This is a genomic window from Curtobacterium sp. NPDC089185, assembly GCF_040685235.1.
Taxonomy (GTDB): Bacteria; Actinomycetota; Actinomycetes; order Actinomycetales; family Microbacteriaceae; genus Curtobacterium; species Curtobacterium citri.
On record NZ_JBFBHK010000002.1, the window covers coordinates 84,651 to 104,200 of the forward strand.

A 19,550-nucleotide genomic window follows, 5' to 3' on the forward strand; every position below is an offset into this window, starting at 1 on the left:
CTCCTCCGCCGTCAGGCGGTGATCAGCGTGGGATGAGGAAGCCGACGGACCGCGTCGGCCAGAGCACGAGCGAAGAACCAGGAGAACAGTTGCCTACCATCCAGCAGCTCGTTCGCAAGGGTCGCACGCCCAAGGTCGTCAAGACCAAGGCGCCGGCACTGAAGGCGAACCCCCAGCAGCGTGGTGTCTGCACCCGCGTCTACACCACCACCCCCAAGAAGCCGAACTCGGCCCTGCGCAAGGTCGCTCGTGTCAAGCTCTCGAACGGCACCGAGGTCACGGCCTACATCCCCGGTGAGGGCCACAACCTGCAGGAGCACTCGATGGTGCTCGTCCGCGGCGGTCGTGTGAAGGACCTCCCCGGTGTGCGTTACAAGATCATCCGTGGTGCCCTGGACACCCAGGCCGTCAAGAACCGTAAGCAGGCTCGCAGCCGCTACGGCGCGAAGAAGGGTTGAGGTAGATGCCTCGTAAGGGTCCCGCCCCGAAGCGTCCCGTCGTCGCCGACCCGGTGTACGGCGCGCCGATCGTCTCGCAGCTCGTCAACAAGATCCTCCTGGACGGCAAGAAGGGCCTCGCCGAGCGCATCGTCTACGATGCACTCGAGGGTGTCACCGCCAAGAACCAGCAGGACGCCGTCGCGACGCTGAAGAAGGCGCTCGACAACGTCCGTCCGACCCTCGAGGTCCGCAGCCGCCGCGTCGGTGGCTCGACCTACCAGGTCCCGGTCGAGGTCAAGCCGCACCGCGCGAACACCCTCGCGCTCCGCTGGCTGACCTCCTACGCCAAGGCCCGTCGCGAGAAGACGATGACCGAGCGTCTCATGAACGAGATCCTCGACGCGTCGAACGGTCTCGGTGCCGCGGTCAAGCGCCGCGAGGACACGCACAAGATGGCCGAGTCGAACAAGGCCTTCGCGCACTACCGCTGGTAAGTCCGGCGCTGGTCGTCCCGGCACCGGTCGGGCGTCGGCGGTCATGAACCGTCGGCGCCCGCCCGGCCGCCAACCTCTCCTACAACTCTTCCGGAGGAACCTGTGGCACAGGACGTGCTCACCGACCTGAACAAGGTCCGCAACATCGGCATCATGGCGCACATCGATGCCGGCAAGACCACGACCACCGAGCGCATCCTGTTCTACACGGGCATCACGCACAAGATCGGTGAGGTGCACGACGGCGCCGCGACGATGGACTGGATGGCGCAGGAGCAGGAGCGCGGCATCACGATCACGTCGGCCGCGACGACCTGCTTCTGGGACAACAACCAGATCAACATCATCGACACCCCCGGTCACGTGGACTTCACGGTCGAGGTGGAGCGCTCGCTCCGCGTCCTCGACGGTGCGGTCGCCGTGTTCGACGGCAAGGAGGGCGTCGAGCCCCAGTCCGAGACCGTGTGGCGTCAGGCGGACAAGTACGACGTCCCGCGCATCTGCTTCGTCAACAAGATGGACAAGCTCGGTGCCGACTTCTACTTCACCGTCGACACGATCGTGAACCGCCTGGGTGCGGAGCCGCTCGTGCTCCAGCTCCCGATCGGTGCCGAGAACGACTTCGTCGGGATCGTCGACCTCATCGAGATGCACGCCAAGGTCTGGCCGGGCGATGCCAAGGGTGACGTCACCATGGGCGCCCAGTACGAGGTCCAGGAGATCCCCGCGGACCTCAAGGACCGCGCCGAGGAGTACCGCGCGAAGCTGATCGAGCGCGTCGCCGAGACCGACGACGCCCTGCTCGAGAAGTTCTTCGGTGGCGAGGAGCTCTCGAAGGACGAGATCAAGGGCGCGATCCGCAAGCTCACGATCGCCTCCGAGGTCTACCCCGTCCTCTGTGGGTCGGCCTTCAAGAACCGCGGCGTCCAGCCGATGCTCGACGCGGTCATCGACTACCTCCCGTCCCCGCTCGACGTGCCGCCGATGATCGGCCACGACGTCAAGGACGAGGAGAAGGAGATCATCCGCAAGCCCGACGCCACCGAGCCGTTCTCGGCCCTGGCGTTCAAGGTCGCGGTGCACCCCTTCTTCGGTCGTCTGACCTACGTCCGCGTGTACTCCGGCTCGATCGAGTCCGGTGCCCAGGTCATCAACTCGACCAAGGGCAAGAAGGAGCGCATCGGCAAGATCTTCCAGATGCACTCCAACAAGGAGAACCCGGTCGACAACGTGACCGCCGGCCACATCTACGCGGTCATCGGTCTCAAGGACACCACCACCGGTGACACCCTGTGCGACCCGTCGGACCAGGTCGTCCTCGAGTCGATGACGTTCCCGGAGCCGGTCATCGAGGTCGCCATCGAGCCGAACACGAAGGCCGACCAGGAGAAGCTCTCCACGGCCATCCAGAAGCTCGCCGAAGAGGACCCGACGTTCCGCGTCGAGCTCAACGCCGAGACCGGTCAGACGACGATCAAGGGCATGGGCGAGCTCCACCTCGACATCCTCGTCGACCGCATGAAGCGCGAGTTCAAGGTCGAGGCCAGCGTCGGCAAGCCGCAGGTGGCCTACCGCGAGACGCTGACCAAGGTCGTCGAGCGCTACGACTACACGCACAAGAAGCAGACCGGTGGTTCCGGCCAGTTCGCGAAGGTGCAGATCGCCCTCGAGCCGATGGAAGTCACGGCCGAGAAGGTCTACGAGTTCGAGAACGCCGTCACCGGTGGTCGCGTCCCGCGTGAGTACATCCCGTCGGTCGACGCCGGTATCCAGGACGCCATGCAGGTCGGCATCCTCGCGGGCTACCCGACCGTCGGCGTGAAGGCCATCCTCAAGGACGGCGCGGCGCACGACGTCGACTCGTCCGAGATGGCGTTCAAGATCGCCGGTTCGATCGCCTACAAGGAGGCCGCCCGCAAGGCCGGTCCCGCCATCCTCGAGCCGATCATGGCCGTCGAGGTGCGTACTCCCGAGGAGTACATGGGCGACGTCATCGGTGACCTCAACTCCCGTCGTGGCCAGATCGCCTCGATGGAGGACGCCTCGGGCGTCAAGGTGGTCCGCGCGAGCGTTCCGCTGTCCGAGATGTTCGGCTACGTCGGGGACCTCCGGTCCAAGACCTCTGGTCGTGCGGTCTACTCGATGACCTTCGAGACCTACAGCCAGGTCCCGGCCAAGGTCGCCGAGGAGATCATCGCGAAGAACAGCGGAGAGTAACGCTCCGGCGTTCTCTCCACAGGCGAGGGTGCCCGGCGACGGGCCCCTCGCCACCAAGTACAGTTAGACACACACCCTGCACGCCAACGGTCGAGTACCGGGGGCATGCTCTCCGAGTCCTGAGGAGGACCCACAGTGGCCAAGGCCAAGTTCGAGCGGACCAAGCCGCACGTCAACATCGGAACCATCGGTCACGTCGACCACGGCAAGACCACGCTCACGGCGGCGATCACCAAGGTTCTGCACGACCAGTACCCGGACCTCAACGAGGCCCGTGACTTCGCTCAGATCGACAGCGCTCCCGAGGAGCGCGACCGCGGCATCACGATCAACATCTCGCACGTCGAGTACCAGACGGAGAAGCGCCACTACGCGCACGTCGACGCTCCTGGTCACGCCGACTACGTGAAGAACATGATCACCGGTGCGGCCCAGATGGACGGCGCGATCCTCGTGGTCGCCGCCACCGACGGCCCGATGCCCCAGACGCGTGAGCACGTCCTGCTCGCCCGCCAGGTCGGTGTCCCCTACATCGTCGTCGCGCTGAACAAGTCCGACATGGTGGACGACGAGGAGATCCTGGAGCTCGTCGAGCTCGAGGTCCGTGAGCTCCTCGGCTCGCAGGAGTTCGACGAGGACGCCCCCGTCGTGCAGGTCTCGGCGCTCAAGGCGCTCGAGGGCGACGACAAGTGGGTCAAGTCCGTCCAGGACCTGATGTCCGCCGTCGACGAGAACGTGCCGGACCCGGTGCGCGCCACCGACCAGCCCTTCCTCATGCCGATCGAGGACGTCTTCACGATCACCGGTCGTGGCACGGTCGTCACCGGTCGTGTCGAGCGTGGCACGCTCGACCTGAACTCCGAGGTCGAGATCGTCGGCATCCGCCCGACGCAGAAGACCACGGTCACGGGCATCGAGATGTTCCGCAAGCTGCTCGACAAGGCCGAGGCCGGCGACAACACCGGTCTGCTCATCCGTGGCCTCAAGCGCGAGGACGTGGAGCGCGGCCAGGTCGTCGTCAAGCCCGGTTCGGTCACGCCGCACACCGAGTTCAAGGCGAACGCGTACATCCTGACCAAGGAAGAGGGCGGTCGTCACAACCCGTTCTACGCGAACTACCGTCCGCAGTTCTACTTCCGCACCACGGACGTCACCGGCGTCATCACGCTGCCCGAGGGCACCGAGATGGTCATGCCCGGCGACACCGTCGCCATGTCGGTCGAGCTGATCCAGCCGATCGCCATGGAGGCCGGCCTCCGCTTCGCCATCCGTGAGGGTGGTCGTACGGTCGGCGCCGGTACGGTCGAGGAGATCGTCAAGTAACTCCCGGTTCTCCGGAAGACACTGCGTCAGCGGGGTCGGGCCTTCGGGCTCGGCCCCGCTTCGTCGTTCCCGGGGGTCGGTCACAGGTGCGACCGGGCACCATCGTCATGGTGACTCGTCTCCGCCGCTCCGCGACCAACGGCCGTGGGTACCACCGTGTCCGCAGCGGCAAGGGGTTCTCGTACCGCGACCCGGACGGCGCCACCGTCGCCGACAAGGAGGTCCGGCACAAACTCGACGAGCTGGTCATCCCTCCCGCGTGGGACGACGTGTGGATCTCGCCGTACGACAACGGGCACATCCTGGCGACGGGCATCGACGGTGCCGGTCGGCGGCAGTACATGTACCACCCGGGCTGGCGCGAGCGCATGGACCGGATCAAGTACGACCGAGCGCTCGCCCTCGCGGAGTCGCTGCCGTCGGCGCGCCGCATGGTGACGCAGGACCTCCGCCGGCCGGAGCCCGACCGCCGCCGTGCACTCGCGGCCGCCTTCCGCATGCTCGACCAGGGGTCGCTGCGGGTCGGCTCGGAGCGGTACGCCACCGAGCACGGCAGCCGCGGACTCTCCACGCTGCTCTGTGCGCACGCGCACGTGTCCGGCGACGACATCGAGCTCGACTTCCCCGGCAAGAGCGGGCAGGAGTGGTCCTCGACGATCCACGACCACGACCTGGCCCGCGTGATCGCCGGCATGAAGCGGCGCGGGCCCAACGCCCGGCTGCTGTCGTTCCGGGCCGAGCGTGGCGCGGAGTGGGAGCCGCTGGCGGCCGAGGACATCAACGAGTACGTGAAGGAGCGCGCCGGTGACGAGTTCACCGCGAAGGACTTCCGGACGCTGCACGGGACCGTCTCCGCGGCGGTCGACCTGGCGAAGACCGGGCCGCAGCCGACCCAGGCCAAGCGCAAGAAGGCGGTGTCCCACGCCGTCAAGGCCGCGAGCGAGGAGCTCGGGAACACGCCGACGGTGTGCCGCCAGAGCTACATCGACCCGCGCCTGCTCGATGCCTACGAGCACGGCGAGACCATCGACCCGGAGCGGCTGCACGCGGCCGAGTCCGAGGTCCGTGCCCTGCTCTACCGACAGTGACCGCGGGGAGGCGGGAGATGACGTACGGTTGGTCACCGTGCCCGACCACCCCCACACGGGCACGGAAGGACCCCTCCCAGTCGTGACCGACGAGTGCATCCACGGTTTCCCCACCGAGCTCTGCGACATCTGTTCCCCCCGTCAGGCCGAGGTGCCTGCGACCTCCACCCCGGCTCCGCGCCGGACCCGGATCACCACCGACCTGCGCTCGACCCCCGCGCCGCCCCGGGGCTCCTCGTCCCTGCGGTCACCGGCCGCGCCCGAGCTGCCCGAGCCCCGCGTGTGGGCGTCGCTCCGCGCGCACCACGCCACGCACGTCGACAACCTGGCGTCCATCGTCACCGACGGCGTGATCCTGGCGGCCGACACGGCCACCCCGGTCGTCGACGTCAGCTCCACCGCCACGCGGACCGCCCGTGCCGAGGCGTCCGCTCCCGACGGTGGCCCCGTCTCCGGGCACGTCCCGTTCACCCTGTCGCCCGACGCGACCCGGTGGGACGAGCTCCGCCACGGTGCGGAGGGGGAGCGGTGGTCGGACGCCGCCCGCCGCACCCGCGCGACCGAGTACGTCGTGCTCGTCGTGCCGGTGACGGCGTTCGGGGCGTCCGTCATCGTCGCCGACCAGGACGCCGAGGCCGAGGACGTGCGCTTCGCCGTCGGCCCGGATGCGGCGACGAACCTGATCCGCCGGACCGACTTCACCGACCCGGAGATGCACGACCTCGAGCTCCTCGCGGGCCCGAGCGTGCCGTTCTCCTCGGTCGCCGTGGTCGGTGTGCCGAACGACCGCGTCCGGCAGCAGGTCAAGGCACTCCTGGCCGAGCACCGTGGGCACGCGCCGCGCGTCGCCGTGTTCCCGCCGTGGTTCGTGCCGCCGCTCTCCGAGGAGTTCTGACCCCGGACCGTTCCGGAACCGACACCGTGCCCGCCCGGCCTCGCCGAGCGGGCACGTTCCGTCCCACGGTGCTCCGCCGAGCGGGCTGGATCCGCCCCAGCCGACCGCCTCGGCGACCGCAGCCGACGCGCCCGGGGTGGCCCGGGCCTCCAGGCCGGCGGAACCGCGTGGTTCCGGGGAAGCGGGGCGGTCCGGGGTCCCACCGGACCGCGACACGCCCGGGTTGCACGGATGGCCGTGCCTGTGCGAGACTTGTCCGGTTCCGAATTCCGCGGGCGTTCGCGCGCGCAGGATCACTGCTCTGGCAGTGCACAACCCCTCCGTCCAGCGGAGCTGGGTTGGGCCGCAGGCAGCAGAACACGATCGAGTCCCTCGTGAGCGCCTGGCCACTGCTGTGTCCGGGTGCGGGGGAAGCGACATGCCCACGCTGGACGGCCACGGTCGCCCTGCGCGGTTGACAGGAGAACAGCGGTCATCCCCCGAGGATGCGGCCGGTTGGTTCAGGAAAACAGCCAAGCCCTGCAGGAATGCACGGTGACGGCGGCGTCAGGCGGCCCGAGGGTGCGCGGCGCAGAGAGGACAGAGAGACACATGGCGGGACAGAAGATCCGCATCCGGCTCAAGTCGTACGACCACGAGGTCATCGACACGTCGGCCCGGAAGATCGTCGACACGGTGACCCGTGCCGGTGCGACCGTGGTCGGCCCGGTGCCGCTCCCCACCGAGAAGAACGTGGTCACCGTGATCCGTTCCCCTCACAAGTACAAGGACTCGCGCGAGCACTTCGAGAAGCGCACGCACAAGCGGGTCATCGACATCGTCGACCCGACGCCGAAGGCCGTCGACTCGCTCATGCGACTCGACCTCCCGGCCGACGTCAACATCGAGATCAAGCTGTAAGGGGGACCGACCAATGGCGAACTCAACCAAGACCGTCAAGGGCCTCCTCGGCAAGAAGCTCGGGATGACCCAGGTGTGGGACGAGAACAACAAGTTCATCCCCGTCACCGTGATCGAGGTCGGCCCGAACGTGGTCACCCAGATCCGCAACGTCGAGCGCGACGGCTACGAGGCGATCCAGATCGCCGCCGGCGCCATCGACCCGCGCAAGGTGAACAAGCCGGCCGCCGGCCACTTCGAGGCTGCCGGTGTGACCCCGCGTCGCACCCTCACCGAGATCCGCACCAACGACTCCGCCGAGTACAGCCTCGGCCAGGAGCTCACCGTCGACACCTTCGAGGCCGGCCAGAAGGTCGACGTCGTCGGGACGTCGAAGGGCAAGGGCTTCGCCGGTGTCATGAAGCGCCACGGCTTCGCCGGTGTGTCCGCTTCGCACGGTGCCCACCGCAACCACCGCAAGCCCGGTTCGATCGGTGCTTCGTCGACCCCGTCGCGTGTCTTCAAGGGCATGCGCATGGCCGGTCGCATGGGTGGCGAGCGTGTGACCGTCCTCAACCTCACGGTGCACGCCGTCGACGCCGAGAAGGGTCTGCTGCTCGTCAAGGGCGCCGTCCCCGGTGCTCGTGGCCGCTCCGTCTTCGTCCGCACCGCCGTGAAGGGTAAGTGATCATGGCCACCGAGACCGCAACCACGATCGACGTCCTCGACGCGACCGGAGCCGTCGCCGGCAGCATCGAGCTGCCCGCCGAGCTCTTCGACGTCGAGACGAACGTCCCGCTGATCCACCAGGTCGTCACCGCGCAGCTCGCCGCCGCGCGTCAGGGCACGCACAAGACCAAGAACCGCGGCGAGGTCCGCGGTGCCGGTCGCAAGCCGTTCAAGCAGAAGGGCACCGGCCGCTCCCGTCAGGGTTCGGTCCGCGCTCCGGAGCACACCGGCGGTGGCGTCGTCCACGGACCGACCCCGCGCGACTACTCGCAGCGCACCCCGAAGAAGATGATCGCCGCAGCCCTGCTCGGCTCGCTCTCGGACCGCGCCCGCGGTGGCCGCATCTCCGCGGTGGAGTCCTTCGTCGCGGCCGAGGTGCCGTCGACCAAGACCGCCCGGACGCTCATCGAGAAGGTCGCGCCCGTCAAGCACGTGCTCGTCGTGCTCGAGTCGGACGACGAGCTGACGCTCAAGTCGGTCCGCAACCTGGCGAACGTCCACGCGCTGTCGTACGGCCAGCTCAACGCCTACGACGTGCTCAAGGCCGACGCCCTCGTCTTCAGCAAGAGCGCACTCGACGCCTTCATCGCGTCGAAGACCGCGAAGGAGATCTCCGCATGAGCGGCTTCAACAAGGACCCGCGCGACATCATCATCTCGCCGGTCGTCTCGGAGAAGAGCTACGGCCTGATCGACCAGGGCAAGTACACGTTCATCGTGGACCCCCGCTCGAACAAGACCGAGATCAAGCTCGCCATCGAGAAGATCTTCGACGTCAAGGTCGCGAGCATCAACACGCTGAACCGCCCGGGCAAGACCCGCCGCACCAAGTTCGGCATGGGCAAGCGCAAGGACACCAAGCGTGCCATCGTGACGCTCAAGTCCGGTTCGATCGACATCTTCACGGCTGTCGGCTGAGGACCTTAAGGGATTAATCATGGCTATTCGTAACTACAAGCCGACGACCCCTGGTCGTCGCGGCTCGTCGGTCGCCGACTTCGCTGAGATCACCCGTTCGACGCCGGAGAAGTCGCTGCTTCGTCCGCTGCCGAAGACCGGTGGCCGCAACAGCTCGGGCCGCATCACCACGCGTCACATCGGTGGTGGCCACAAGCGCCAGTACCGCGTGATCGACTTCCGTCGTCACGACAAGGACGGCGTGGACGCCAAGGTCGCACACATCGAGTACGACCCGAACCGCACCGCGCGCATCGCCCTCCTGCACTACGTGGACGGCACGAAGCGTTACATCATCGCGCCGAACAAGCTCAAGCAGGGCGACGTCATCGAGCAGGGCCCCGGCGCCGACATCAAGCCCGGCAACAACCTGCCGCTGCGCAACATCCCCGTGGGTACGGTCATCCACGCCATCGAGCTCCGTCCCGGTGGCGGCGCGAAGATGGCGCGTTCGGCCGGCGCCTCGGTGCGTCTCGTCGCGAAGGACGGCCCCTACGCGCAGCTCCGCCTGCCGTCGGGCGAGGTCCGCAACGTCGACGCCCGCTGCCGCGCCACCATCGGCGAGGTCGGCAACGCCGAGCAGTCCAACATCAACTGGGGCAAGGCCGGCCGCATGCGCTGGAAGGGCGTCCGCCCGACCGTGCGTGGTGTCGCGATGAACCCGGTCGACCACCCGCACGGTGGTGGTGAGGGCAAGACGTCCGGTGGTCGTCACCCGGTCAGCCCCTGGGGCCAGGCCGAGGGTCGCACGCGCAAGTCGAACAAGCCGAGCGACAAGCTCATCGTCCGTCGCCGTAACGCCGGCAAGAAGCGCAAGTAGGAGTTCAGAAGATGCCACGCAGTCTGAAGAAGGGCCCCTTCGTCGACGAGCACCTGCTCCGCAAGGTCGTCACGCAGAACGAGGCCAACACCAAGAACGTGATCCGCACCTGGTCGCGTCGCTCGATGATCGTCCCGAACATGCTCGGACACACGATCGCCGTGCACGACGGCCGCAAGCACATCCCGGTGTTCGTCACCGAGTCGATGGTCGGTCACAAGCTCGGCGAGTTCGCGCCGACCCGCACCTTCCGTGGTCACGTGAAGGACGACAAGAAGGGCCGTCGCCGCTAACGCGGGGACGAAGAGGAGGAACGAAATGGTGGAGTCGATCGCACGCGTGCGACACATCCGCGTCACGCCTCAGAAGGCCCGTCGCGTCATCGAGCTGATCCGCGGCAAGCAGGCCCACGAGGCCCTCGCCATCCTGAAGTTCGCCCCCCAGGCCGCTTCGGAGCCCGTGTACAAGCTGGTCGCCTCGGCGATCGCGAACGCACGCGTCAAGGCGGACGGCACGAACAGCTTCCTCGACGAGCGCGACCTCTACGTGAGCCGCGTCTTCGTCGACGAGGGCACGACCCTGAAGCGGTTCCAGCCGCGTGCACAGGGCCGCGCCTTCCGCATCAACAAGCGCACCAGCCACATCACGGTCGTCCTCGCGACGCCGGAAGAGGCCGAGGTCGCCGCGACGAGCAAGAAGGCGAGCAAGTAATGGGCCAGAAGGTCAACCCGTACGGCTTCCGTCTCGGGATCACGACGGACCACGTCTCGCACTGGTTCACCGACAGCACGAAGGCCGGTCAGCGCTACGCCGACTACGTGGCCGAGGACATCAAGGTGCGCGAGTACCTGAAGAAGACCCTCGACCGCGCCGGTGTCGCCCGCATCGAGCTCGAGCGCACCCGCGACCGCGTCCGCGTGGACATCCACACGGCGCGTCCGGGCATCGTCATCGGTCGCCGCGGCGCCGAGGCGGAGCGCGTCCGCAGCGAGCTGGAGAAGCTCACCAAGAAGCAGATCCAGCTCAACATCCTCGAGGTCAAGAACCCCGAGACCGAGGCCCAGCTCGTCGCGCAGGGCATCGCCGAGCAGCTCTCCGCTCGTGTCGCGTTCCGTCGCGCCATGCGCAAGGGCCTGCAGGGTGCACAGCGCGCCGGCGCCAAGGGTGTCCGCATCCAGGTGTCGGGTCGTCTCGGCGGCGCCGAGATGTCGCGCTCGGAGTTCTACCGCGAGGGCCGCGTGCCCCTGCACACGCTCCGCGCGAACATCGACTACGGCTTCTACGAGGCTCGGACCACCTTCGGCCGCATCGGCGTGAAGGTCTGGATCTACAAGGGCGACATCACGAACAAGGAGCTCGCTCGCGAGCAGGCGAACCAGCGTTCGTCGCGCCCCGAGCGTCGTGGCGGCCCGCGTGGCGAGCGCGGCGACCGTGGGGACCGCCGTGGCGGCGACCGCGGCGGCCGTCAGCAGCAGGCCCCGCAGGACGCGCCGGCCGGCGCAGGAGTTGAGGCGTAACCATGCTTATTCCCCGTCGAGTCAAGCACCGCAAGCAGCACCACCCGAAGCGCTCGGGCCAGGCGACCGGTGGCACCAAGGTGTCGTTCGGTGACTACGGCATCCAGGCGCTGACCCCCGCTTACGTGACCAACCGTCAGATCGAGTCCGCTCGTATCGCCATGACGCGTCACATCAAGCGTGGCGGCAAGGTCTGGATCAACATCTACCCGGACCGCCCGCTCACCAAGAAGCCGGCTGAGACCCGCATGGGTTCCGGTAAGGGCTCGCCCGAGTGGTGGGTCGCCAACGTCAAGCCGGGTCGTGTGCTCTTCGAGCTCTCCGGCGTCAGCGAGGACATCGCTCGCGAGGCGCTGACCCGTGCAATCCACAAGCTGCCCCTCAAGGCACGCATCATCAAGCGCGAGGAGGGCGACGCATAATGGCGATCGGTTCCAAGGAGCTCCGTCCGACGGAGCTCGACACCTTCGAGAACGAGCGTCTCGCTGACGAGCTGAAGAAGGCCAAGGAGGAACTCTTCAACCTCCGCTTCCAGTCGGCCACCGGCCAGCTGGAGAGCCACGGCCGTCTCCGTGCCGTCAAGCGCGACATCGCACGCATCTACACCGTCCTCCGCGAGCGCGAGCTCGGCATCCGTGCCACCCCCGCGCCCGTCGAGACCGCCACCAAGGCCAAGAAGACGACGAAGAAGGCTGACAAGCCCGCCGAGTCGACCGAGGCCGTCACCGCCGAGGAGAACTGATGGCGAACGAAGAGAACAACTCCGCCGCCTCGACCCGCGGCTACCGCAAGACGCGTCGCGGCTACGTGACCAGCGACAAGATGGACAAGACCATCGTGGTCGAGGTCGAGGACCGCGTGAAGCACGCGCTCTACGGCAAGATCATCCGTCGCACGTCCAAGGTGAAGGCGCACGACGAGCTCGGCACCGCCGGTGTCGGCGACCTCGTCGTCATCAGCGAGACCCGTCCCCTCAGCGCCTCCAAGCGCTGGCGCCTGGTCGAGATCCTCGAGAAGGCCAAGTAGGCCCCGGCCTGCTTCGGAATAGGAGACAGCAGTGATTCAGCAGGAATCCCGCCTGAAGGTCGCCGACAACACGGGTGCCAAGGAGATCTTGACCATCCGCGTGCTCGGTGGCTCGGGTCGTCGCTACGCCGGTCTCGGTGACGTCATCGTCGCCACGGTGAAGGACGCCATCCCCGGCGGCAACGTGAAGAAGGGTGACGTCGTCAAGGCGGTCATCGTTCGCACCAAGAAGGAGACCCGTCGTCAGGACGGCTCCTACATCAAGTTCGACGAGAACGCGGCAGTGATCCTCAAGGCCGACGGCGACCCGCGCGGTACGCGCATCTTCGGTCCGGTCGGTCGCGAGCTCCGTGACAAGAAGTTCATGAAGATCATCTCGCTCGCGCCGGAGGTGCTGTAAGCCATGGCGAACATCAAGAAGGGCGACCTCGTCCAGGTGATCACGGGCGCCAAGCAGGAGCGCGGCGGCGACCGTGGCAAGCAGGGCAAGGTCATCGAGGTCCTCAAGGACAAGAACCGGGTCGTCGTCGAGGGCGTGAACTTCGTCACGAAGCACGTCCGCGTCGGCCAGACGCAGCGTGGTTCGAAGACGGGCGGCATCGAGCAGCACGAGGCTCCGATCCACGTCTCGAACGTCGCGATCGTCGACCCGAAGACCAAGAAGCCGACGCGCGTCGGTTTCCGCATCGAAGAGGTGGAGAAGGACGGCGTCAAGAAGACCGTCCGCGTCCGCTACGCCAAGAAGTCGGGTGAGAAGCTCTGATGACCGACACGACTGCCGCGCCGGCGACCAAGGTCGAGCCGCGCCTCAAGCAGAAGTACAAGAACGAGATCAAGACCGCTCTCACCGAGCAGTTCGGGTACGCGAACGTCAACCAGGTCCCCGGCCTGGTCAAGGTCGTCGTGAACACCGGCGTCGGCGAGGCGGCTCGTGACTCGAAGATCATCGAGGGGGCCGTCAAGGACCTCACGGCGATCACGGGTCAGAAGCCGGTCGTGACGAAGGCCCGCAAGTCCATCGCGCAGTTCAAGCTGCGTGAGGGCCAGGCCATCGGCGCGCACGTCACCCTCCGTGGTGACCGTGCGTGGGAGTTCATCGACCGCCTCGTCACCCTCGCACTGCCCCGCATCCGCGACTTCCGCGGCCTGAGCGACAAGCAGTTCGACGGCAACGGCAACTACACGTTCGGTCTCACGGAGCAGTCGATGTTCCACGAGATCGACCAGGACCGCATCGACCGCGTGCGTGGCTTCGACATCACCGTCGTGACCACCGCGAAGACGGACGACGAGGGCCGCGCGCTGCTCCGCCAGCTCGGCTTCCCGTTCCGTTCGGCCGACCAGACGGTCTAAGATAGTCCGGGCGTTGCGGGCCGGAGGATTCACGTCCTCCGGCCCGCACGCACGAACACCGGCCGTCGGCGTGAGCCGCCGGCCTCCAGGTCTCCGGGAACCGCTCGGAGACCACCCGATCGCTCAGGTCGGCATTCGTGGAACGGGTGTCGAAACCAGGCGAAGAATGGACGACCATCATGACGATGACCGATCCGGTCGCAGACATGCTGACCAGATTGCGGAACGCGAACTCGGCGCACCACGACGCCGTCTCGCTGCCCAGCTCCAAGCTGAAGAAGAACATCGCCGACATCCTCAAGCGCGAGGGTTACATCAGCGAGTGGAAGATCGAGGACGCCCGCGTCGGGCAGACCCTCACGATCGACCTGAAGTACGGCCCCGAGCGCGAGCGTTCGATCGCCGGCATCAAGCGCGTCTCGAAGCCCGGTCTCCGGGTGTACGCGAAGTCGACGGAGATCCCCCAGGTCCTCGGTGGCCTCGGCGTGGCGATCCTCTCGACCTCGTCGGGACTGCTCACCGACCGTGAAGCCGAGCAGAAGGGCGTGGGTGGGGAAGTCCTCGCCTACGTGTGGTGACCGACAATGTCTCGTATCGGACGTCTTCCCATCGACATCCCCGCCGGCGTGACCGTCTCCGTCGACGGTTCGACCGTTGCGGTCAAGGGCCCGAAGGGCGAGCTCTCGCTCGTCATCGCTGAGCCCATCCAGGCCAAGGTCGAGGAGAACCAGGTCCTCGTCACGCGCCCGGACGACGAGCGCGAGTCCCGTGCCCTGCACGGCCTGACCCGCACCCTCATCGCGAACAACATCGTCGGCGTCACCCAGGGCTACTCCAAGGGCCTCGAGGTCGTCGGCACCGGTTACCGCGTGGCGGCGAAGGGCTCGAACGTCGAGTTCGCGCTCGGCTACTCCCACCCCATCACGGTCGAGCCGCCGGCGGGCATCAGCTTCGCCGTCGAGGGCAACAACAAGCTCACCGTGTCGGGCATCGACAAGCAGGCCGTCGGCGAGGTGGCTGCCAACATCCGCAAGCTGCGCAAGCCCGAGCCCTACAAGGGCAAGGGTGTCCGCTACGCGGGCGAGATCGTGCGCCGCAAGGCCGGAAAGTCAGGTAAGTGATCATGGCTCTCGGTATCCGAGGAAAGAGCAAGTCGGCCGCCAAGGCGCGCCGTCACAACCGTCTCCGCAAGAAGATCACCGGCACCGAGGCGCGTCCGCGTCTCGCCGTCACCCGGTCGTCGCGTCACGTGTTCGTCCAGGTCATCGACGACGCGAAGGGCCACACCCTGGCCAGTGCGTCGACGATGGAGGCCGACCTCCGTTCGTTCGACGGCGACAAGACGGCCAAGGCCCGTCGCATCGGCGAGCTCGTCGCCGAGCGTGCGAAGGCTGCCGGCGTCGAGGCCGTGGTCTTCGACCGCGGTGGGAGCAAGTACGCCGGTCGCGTCGCCGCGATCGCCGATGGTGCCCGTGAAGGAGGGCTGAACCTGTGAGCGACATCGCGAACAACAACGAAGCGGCCGAGACCGAGACCGCTCCTGCGGCCGAGGCGACGACCGAGGCCAAGGCCACGACCGGCAAGGAGGCGGACACCGCCGCCGTCGCCGAGCGTCCGGTCGAGACCGCCGCGGGTTCCGCGTCGAACAACCGCGACAACGCCGACCAGCGCGGCCGTCGTGGCGGCGGGCGTGACCGTCAGCAGGGCCGCGACCGCAACAACCGCGGTGGCGACAGCCAGTTCCTCGAGCGCGTGGTGACCATCAACCGCGTCTCGAAGGTCGTCAAGGGTGGTCGTCGCTTCAGCTTCACGGCGCTCGTCGTCGTCGGTGACGGCAACGGCCTCGTCGGTGTCGGCTACGGCAAGGCGAAGGAAGTCCCCACCGCGATCTCGAAGGGCGTCGAGGAGGCGAAGAAGAACTTCTTCCGCGTCCCCCGCGTCGGCAACACGATCCCGCACCCCACCCAGGGTGAGGCCGCTGCCGGTGTCGTGCTCCTGCGTCCGGCCGCTGCCGGTACCGGTGTCATCGCCGGTGGTCCGGTCCGCGCCGTGCTCGAGTGCGCGGGCATCCACGACGTCCTGAGCAAGTCGCTCGGCTCGTCGAACACCATCAACATCGTGCACGCGACGGTCACGGCGCTGCAGCAGCTCGAGGAGCCCCGCGCCGTCGCCAGCCGTCGTGGCCTCGACGTCGACCGGGTCGTCCCGGCGCGTCTGCTCCAGGCCGAGGCCGCAGCACTGCGTGCCGCGACCGAGAAGGCAGGTGCGTGATGGCGATGCTGAAGATCACGCAGACGAAGTCCGTTATCAGCGAGAAGCAGTACCAGCGCGACACCCTGCGCAGCCTGGGCCTCAAGCGCATCGGCCGTACGGTCCTGCGTGAGGACAACGCCCAGAACCGCGGGTACGTCGCGACGGTCGCGCACCTCGTGAAGGTCGAGGAGGTCGACGCATGAGCGACGAGAAGAACGAGCGGGTCCAGGTGCTGAAGCTGCACCACCTCCGCCCGGCTGCCGGTTCCAAGAAGGACCGCACCCGTGTCGGCCGTGGTGAGGGCTCCAAGGGCAAGACCGCCGGCCGTGGTACCAAGGGCCAGAAGGCTCGTTACCAGGTCAAGGTCGGCTTCGAGGGTGGGCAGATGCCGCTGCACATGCGCACCCCGAAGCTCCGCGGGTTCAAGAACCCGTTCCGTGTCGAGTACCAGGTCGTGAACCTGGACAAGATCGCGGAGCTCTACCCCAACGGTGGCGACGTCACCGTCGCGGACCTGGTCGCCAAGGGCGCCGTCCGCAAGAACGAGAAGGTCAAGGTTCTCGGTCAGGGTGACATCAGCGTGAAGCTCACGGTCTCGGTCGACAAGGTCTCGGCGTCCGCCGCCGAGAAGATCGCGGCTGCTGGCGGCACCGTCTCCCAGTAACCCCCGTCGGCGGCCCGTGCGTTTGCGCACGGGCCGCCGTTACGGTTTCCTTGACAGTGGCCGTCGTCCGACGGCCTGGTCGGCGCTGCTGACCGAACCGTGACGCCCGGTCGGGTCGCGCGGTCCCAGAAGTTCGGAGTCCTCGTGTTCAGAGCGGTCGCGCGCATCATGCGCACCCCAGATCTTCGGAAGAAGATCGGCTTCACCCTCGCGATCATCGCGCTGTTCCGCCTGGGGTCGTACATCCCCGCACCGTTCGTCGACTACGCCGCCGTGCAGAGCTGCCTCGCCAGCGCGTCGTCCTCCGGCGGCCTCTACGACCTGATCAACCTGTTCTCCGGCGGCGCGCTGCTGAAGCTCTCGGTCTTCGCGCTCGGCATCATGCCGTACATCACGTCGTCGATCATCGTGCAGCTCCTGCGCGTCGTGATCCCGCACTTCGACGCCCTCTACAAGGAGGGGCAGTCGGGCCAGGCGAAGCTGACGCAGTACACGCGCTACCTCACGATCGCGCTCGGTGTGCTGCAGTCGACCACGCTCATCACGGTCGCCCGCTCCGGCGCCCTGTTCGGCACGAACGCCTCGGCGTCCTGCTCGTCGATCATCTCGAACGACAGCTGGTACGCGATCATGCTCATGGTCGTCACGCTGACCGCCGGCACCGGCCTCATCATGTGGATGGGCGAGCTCGTCACCGAGCGCGGTATCGGCAACGGCATGTCGCTCCTCATCTTCACGTCGATCGCGGCGCAGTTCCCGTCGGCGCTCTGGGCCATCGAGCAGTCGCAGTCCTTCGAGCTCTTCCTGTTCGTGATCCTCGTCGGCCTGGTGATCATGATGGCCGTCGTGTTCGTCGAGCAGTCGCAGCGGCGCATCCCCGTGCAGTACGCCAAGCGCATGGTCGGTCGTCGCACCTACGGCGGCAACAACACGTACATCCCGATCAAGGTGAACATGGCCGGCGTCGTGCCCGTCATCTTCGCCTCGTCGCTGCTCTACCTGCCGGCCCTGGTCGCGCAGTTCAACCAGCCCTCCGACGGCACCGAGCCGGCCGCGTGGGTGACCTGGATCCAGAACAACCTGACCTCGGGTGACAACTGGTTCTACATGGTCCTGTACTTCCTGCTCATCGTCGGGTTCACGTACTTCTACGTCGCGATCACCTTCAACCCCGAAGAGGTCGCCGACAACATGAAGAAGTACGGCGGCTTCATCCCGGGCATCCGGGCCGGTCGTCCGACGGCCGAGTACCTCGACTACGTCCTGACCCGGGTGACGTTGCCCGGCTCGCTCTACCTCGGTCTCATCGCGCTCATCCCGCTGGCAGCACTGGCGCTGTTCGGCGCGAACCAGAACTTCCCGTTCGGTGGCGCGAGCATCCTCATCATCGTGGGTGTCGGTCTCGAGACCGTGAAGCAGATCGACTCGCAGCTGCAGCAACGTCACTACGAAGGGCTTCTCCGTTGAGCGCACGTCTCATCATCGTCGGACCTCCCGGAGCCGGGAAGGGCACCCAGGCCGGTCGCATCGCGGAGGGCTTCGGCGTCCCCGCGATCTCCACGGGTGACATCTTCCGCAAGAACGTCTCCGAGGGCACGCCGCTCGGGGTGCAGGCGAAGGCGATCATGGACGCCGGCGACTACGTGCCGGACGAGCTGACCAACGAGCTCGTCAAGTCCCGTCTGGCGGAGGCGGACGCCGAGCAGGGCTTCCTGCTCGACGGCTACCCCCGCACCGTCGGCCAAGTGGCGTACCTCGACGCGCTCCTCGCCGAGCAGGGCACCGGGATCGACGCCGTCGTGCAGCTCGTCGCCGACCAGGACGCCCTGGTCGAGCGCCTGCTCAAGCGCGCCCAGGACCAGGGTCGCACCGACGACAACGAGGACACCATCCGTCGTCGTCAGCAGGTGTACACGGAGCAGACGGCGCCGATCGTCGCGGCCTACGCGGAGCGCGGGCTCGTCGTGGACGTCGACGGCCTCGGCGGCATCGACGAGGTCGGCGACCGCATCCAGGCGGCCCTGACGTCCCGCGGGCTCACCGCGGGCGTCTGAGTCCTCGTCGTGCGCCGTCGGAAGCCGTCGATCTACAAGTCCCCCGAGGAACTCCGGGCGATGGTCCGTCCAGGGCTGCTGACCGAGGCCGCCCTCACCGCGGTCCGGGAGGCGCTCCGGCCGGGGGTCACCACGGGTGAGCTCGACGCGATCGCCGAGCGGACGATCCGCGACGGCGGCGGCATCCCGAACTTCCAGCTCGTGCCGGGCTACCGGCACACGCTGTGCGTCTCGGTGAACGACGAGATCGTGCACGGGATCCCCGGCGACCGCGTGCTCCAGCCGGGAGACATCGTGTCGGTCGACGCCGGTGCCGAGGTCGACGGGTGGAACGGCGACAGCGCGTTCACGACGGTGCTGCCCGGTGGTGACGCCCCGCTGGCCGCGGCGCGCCAGACGCTCTCCGACACGACCGAGCGAGCGCTGTGGCACGGCATCGCGGCCCTCGCCCACGCGCGCTCCCTGAACGAGGTCGGCGCGGTCGTCGAGGACGCCGTCGACGAGACCGGTGCGTGGGGCATCGTCGAGGACTTCACGGGGCACGGTATCGGCCGTTCGATGCACGAGGAGCCGCCGGTCTTCAACTACCGGGTCCGCGGTGCGGGTCCGGCGGTGAAGCCCGGTCTGGTGGTGGCGATCGAACCGATGATCACCGCCGGCACGATCGACAGCTCGACGGACGACGACGACTGGACGATCCGCACGCTCGACGGTTCGGACGCGGCGCACTGGGAGCACTCGGTCGCCGTGCACGCGGACGGCATCTGGGTCCTGACCGCCACCGACGGCGGGGCCTCCGGCCTCGTGCCGCTCGGCGTCACGCCCGTCCCGATCACGTAGCG

Annotated in this window: 29 protein-coding genes; all 29 read left to right on the plus strand. The window is 67.6% G+C overall.

The window, feature by feature from the left end; translation table 11 throughout:
* Window positions 1-89: 89 nt before the first annotated feature.
* The 29 genes from rpsL to map all read left to right on the plus strand — a co-directional run bounded on the left by rpsL (window position 90) and on the right by map (window position 19,548).
* Complete coding sequence (gene rpsL, locus AB0N84_RS02275; protein ID WP_058728453.1) at window positions 90-458, plus strand: 30S ribosomal protein S12; 369 nt, start codon at window positions 90-92, stop codon at window positions 456-458.
* A 5-nt stretch (window positions 459-463) separates the two neighbouring features.
* Window positions 464-934, plus strand: coding sequence for a 30S ribosomal protein S7 (rpsG, locus tag AB0N84_RS02280; protein WP_058742332.1), 471 nt, complete (start codon window positions 464-466; stop codon window positions 932-934).
* A 102-nt stretch (window positions 935-1,036) separates the two neighbouring features.
* Entirely contained in the window at window positions 1,037-3,151 is a 2,115-nt protein-coding gene (fusA, locus tag AB0N84_RS02285; protein WP_069712801.1) for an elongation factor G, read from the plus strand.
* A 135-nt stretch (window positions 3,152-3,286) separates the two neighbouring features.
* Window positions 3,287-4,474 (plus strand): elongation factor Tu, encoded by a 1,188-nt coding sequence (gene tuf / locus AB0N84_RS02290; RefSeq protein WP_069712802.1) that lies wholly within the window; start codon window positions 3,287-3,289, stop codon window positions 4,472-4,474.
* A 107-nt stretch (window positions 4,475-4,581) separates the two neighbouring features.
* On the plus strand, window positions 4,582-5,562 hold the full coding sequence (locus tag AB0N84_RS02295) for a DNA topoisomerase IB (protein WP_220456165.1): 981 nt from the start codon (window positions 4,582-4,584) through the stop codon (window positions 5,560-5,562).
* An 82-nt stretch (window positions 5,563-5,644) separates the two neighbouring features.
* On the plus strand, window positions 5,645-6,457 hold the full coding sequence (locus AB0N84_RS02300) for a DarT ssDNA thymidine ADP-ribosyltransferase family protein (RefSeq protein WP_182045388.1): 813 nt from the start codon (window positions 5,645-5,647) through the stop codon (window positions 6,455-6,457).
* A 591-nt stretch (window positions 6,458-7,048) separates the two neighbouring features.
* Entirely contained in the window at window positions 7,049-7,357 is a 309-nt protein-coding gene (gene rpsJ, locus AB0N84_RS02305) for a 30S ribosomal protein S10 (protein ID WP_022903286.1), read from the plus strand.
* 13 nt (window positions 7,358-7,370) lie between these two features.
* Complete coding sequence (gene rplC / locus AB0N84_RS02310; protein ID WP_022906340.1) at window positions 7,371-8,024, plus strand: 50S ribosomal protein L3; 654 nt, start codon at window positions 7,371-7,373, stop codon at window positions 8,022-8,024.
* Between the two features lie 2 nt (window positions 8,025-8,026).
* On the plus strand, window positions 8,027-8,686 hold the full coding sequence (gene rplD, locus AB0N84_RS02315) for a 50S ribosomal protein L4 (RefSeq protein WP_182045389.1): 660 nt from the start codon (window positions 8,027-8,029) through the stop codon (window positions 8,684-8,686).
* The gene (rplW, locus tag AB0N84_RS02320; protein ID WP_065960036.1) at window positions 8,683-8,982 is read left to right on the plus strand and encodes a 50S ribosomal protein L23; all 300 of its coding nucleotides are present in this window, start codon (window positions 8,683-8,685) and stop codon (window positions 8,980-8,982) included. The genes rplD and rplW overlap by 4 nt, the downstream gene beginning before the upstream one ends.
* Window positions 8,983-9,001: 19 nt before the next feature.
* A complete protein-coding gene (gene rplB / locus AB0N84_RS02325; RefSeq protein ID WP_065960035.1) occupies window positions 9,002-9,841 on the plus strand; it encodes a 50S ribosomal protein L2 in 840 nt (279 codons plus the stop codon).
* 11 nt (window positions 9,842-9,852) lie between these two features.
* Window positions 9,853-10,134: a 30S ribosomal protein S19 gene (rpsS, locus tag AB0N84_RS02330; protein WP_017885529.1), complete on the plus strand. Its 282-nt coding sequence runs from the start codon at window positions 9,853-9,855 to the stop codon at window positions 10,132-10,134.
* 25 nt (window positions 10,135-10,159) lie between these two features.
* The gene (gene rplV, locus AB0N84_RS02335) at window positions 10,160-10,552 is read left to right on the plus strand and encodes a 50S ribosomal protein L22 (protein ID WP_069712805.1); all 393 of its coding nucleotides are present in this window, start codon (window positions 10,160-10,162) and stop codon (window positions 10,550-10,552) included.
* Complete coding sequence (gene rpsC / locus AB0N84_RS02340; protein WP_069712806.1) at window positions 10,552-11,358, plus strand: 30S ribosomal protein S3; 807 nt, start codon at window positions 10,552-10,554, stop codon at window positions 11,356-11,358. Before rplV ends, rpsC begins: the two co-directional genes overlap by 1 nt.
* Before the next feature lie 2 nt (window positions 11,359-11,360).
* Entirely contained in the window at window positions 11,361-11,780 is a 420-nt protein-coding gene (rplP, locus tag AB0N84_RS02345; protein ID WP_065960031.1) for a 50S ribosomal protein L16, read from the plus strand.
* Window positions 11,780-12,100 carry a 50S ribosomal protein L29 gene (gene rpmC / locus AB0N84_RS02350; RefSeq protein ID WP_363543512.1) on the plus strand — a complete coding sequence of 107 codons (321 nt, stop codon included), beginning with the start codon at window positions 11,780-11,782 and terminating at the stop codon, window positions 12,098-12,100. Before rplP ends, rpmC begins: the two co-directional genes overlap by 1 nt.
* Window positions 12,100-12,384, plus strand: a complete 285-nt coding sequence (gene rpsQ / locus AB0N84_RS02355) for a 30S ribosomal protein S17 (RefSeq protein ID WP_066657023.1) — start codon at window positions 12,100-12,102, stop codon at window positions 12,382-12,384. The genes rpmC and rpsQ overlap by 1 nt, the downstream gene beginning before the upstream one ends.
* Window positions 12,385-12,415: 31 nt before the next feature.
* Window positions 12,416-12,784 carry a 50S ribosomal protein L14 gene (gene rplN / locus AB0N84_RS02360; RefSeq protein WP_017885523.1) on the plus strand — a complete coding sequence of 123 codons (369 nt, stop codon included), beginning with the start codon at window positions 12,416-12,418 and terminating at the stop codon, window positions 12,782-12,784.
* A gap of 3 nt (window positions 12,785-12,787) precedes the next feature.
* Window positions 12,788-13,147, plus strand: coding sequence for a 50S ribosomal protein L24 (rplX, locus tag AB0N84_RS02365; protein WP_069712807.1), 360 nt, complete (start codon window positions 12,788-12,790; stop codon window positions 13,145-13,147).
* A complete protein-coding gene (rplE, locus tag AB0N84_RS02370) occupies window positions 13,147-13,737 on the plus strand; it encodes a 50S ribosomal protein L5 (protein WP_069712808.1) in 591 nt (196 codons plus the stop codon). Before rplX ends, rplE begins: the two co-directional genes overlap by 1 nt.
* A 179-nt stretch (window positions 13,738-13,916) precedes the next feature.
* Entirely contained in the window at window positions 13,917-14,315 is a 399-nt protein-coding gene (gene rpsH, locus AB0N84_RS02375; RefSeq protein WP_069712809.1) for a 30S ribosomal protein S8, read from the plus strand.
* 6 nt (window positions 14,316-14,321) lie between these two features.
* Window positions 14,322-14,858 (plus strand): 50S ribosomal protein L6, encoded by a 537-nt coding sequence (rplF, locus tag AB0N84_RS02380; protein ID WP_069712810.1) that lies wholly within the window; start codon window positions 14,322-14,324, stop codon window positions 14,856-14,858.
* Between the two features lie 2 nt (window positions 14,859-14,860).
* A complete protein-coding gene (rplR, locus tag AB0N84_RS02385; RefSeq protein ID WP_066657014.1) occupies window positions 14,861-15,232 on the plus strand; it encodes a 50S ribosomal protein L18 in 372 nt (123 codons plus the stop codon).
* The gene (gene rpsE / locus AB0N84_RS02390; protein ID WP_259346016.1) at window positions 15,229-16,008 is read left to right on the plus strand and encodes a 30S ribosomal protein S5; all 780 of its coding nucleotides are present in this window, start codon (window positions 15,229-15,231) and stop codon (window positions 16,006-16,008) included. The genes rplR and rpsE overlap by 4 nt, the downstream gene beginning before the upstream one ends.
* Window positions 16,008-16,193, plus strand: a complete 186-nt coding sequence (gene rpmD / locus AB0N84_RS02395) for a 50S ribosomal protein L30 (protein ID WP_022906355.1) — start codon at window positions 16,008-16,010, stop codon at window positions 16,191-16,193. The genes rpsE and rpmD overlap by 1 nt, the downstream gene beginning before the upstream one ends.
* Complete coding sequence (gene rplO, locus AB0N84_RS02400) at window positions 16,190-16,654, plus strand: 50S ribosomal protein L15 (protein ID WP_220456166.1); 465 nt, start codon at window positions 16,190-16,192, stop codon at window positions 16,652-16,654. Before rpmD ends, rplO begins: the two co-directional genes overlap by 4 nt.
* Before the next feature lie 144 nt (window positions 16,655-16,798).
* Entirely contained in the window at window positions 16,799-18,121 is a 1,323-nt protein-coding gene (gene secY / locus AB0N84_RS02405) for a preprotein translocase subunit SecY (RefSeq protein ID WP_058728271.1), read from the plus strand.
* Window positions 18,118-18,708, plus strand: a complete 591-nt coding sequence (locus AB0N84_RS02410; protein ID WP_069712813.1) for an adenylate kinase — start codon at window positions 18,118-18,120, stop codon at window positions 18,706-18,708. Before secY ends, AB0N84_RS02410 begins: the two co-directional genes overlap by 4 nt.
* A gap of 9 nt (window positions 18,709-18,717) precedes the next feature.
* Window positions 18,718-19,548, plus strand: a complete 831-nt coding sequence (map, locus tag AB0N84_RS02415; protein WP_363543518.1) for a type I methionyl aminopeptidase — start codon at window positions 18,718-18,720, stop codon at window positions 19,546-19,548.
* Window positions 19,549-19,550 lie beyond the last annotated feature (2 nt).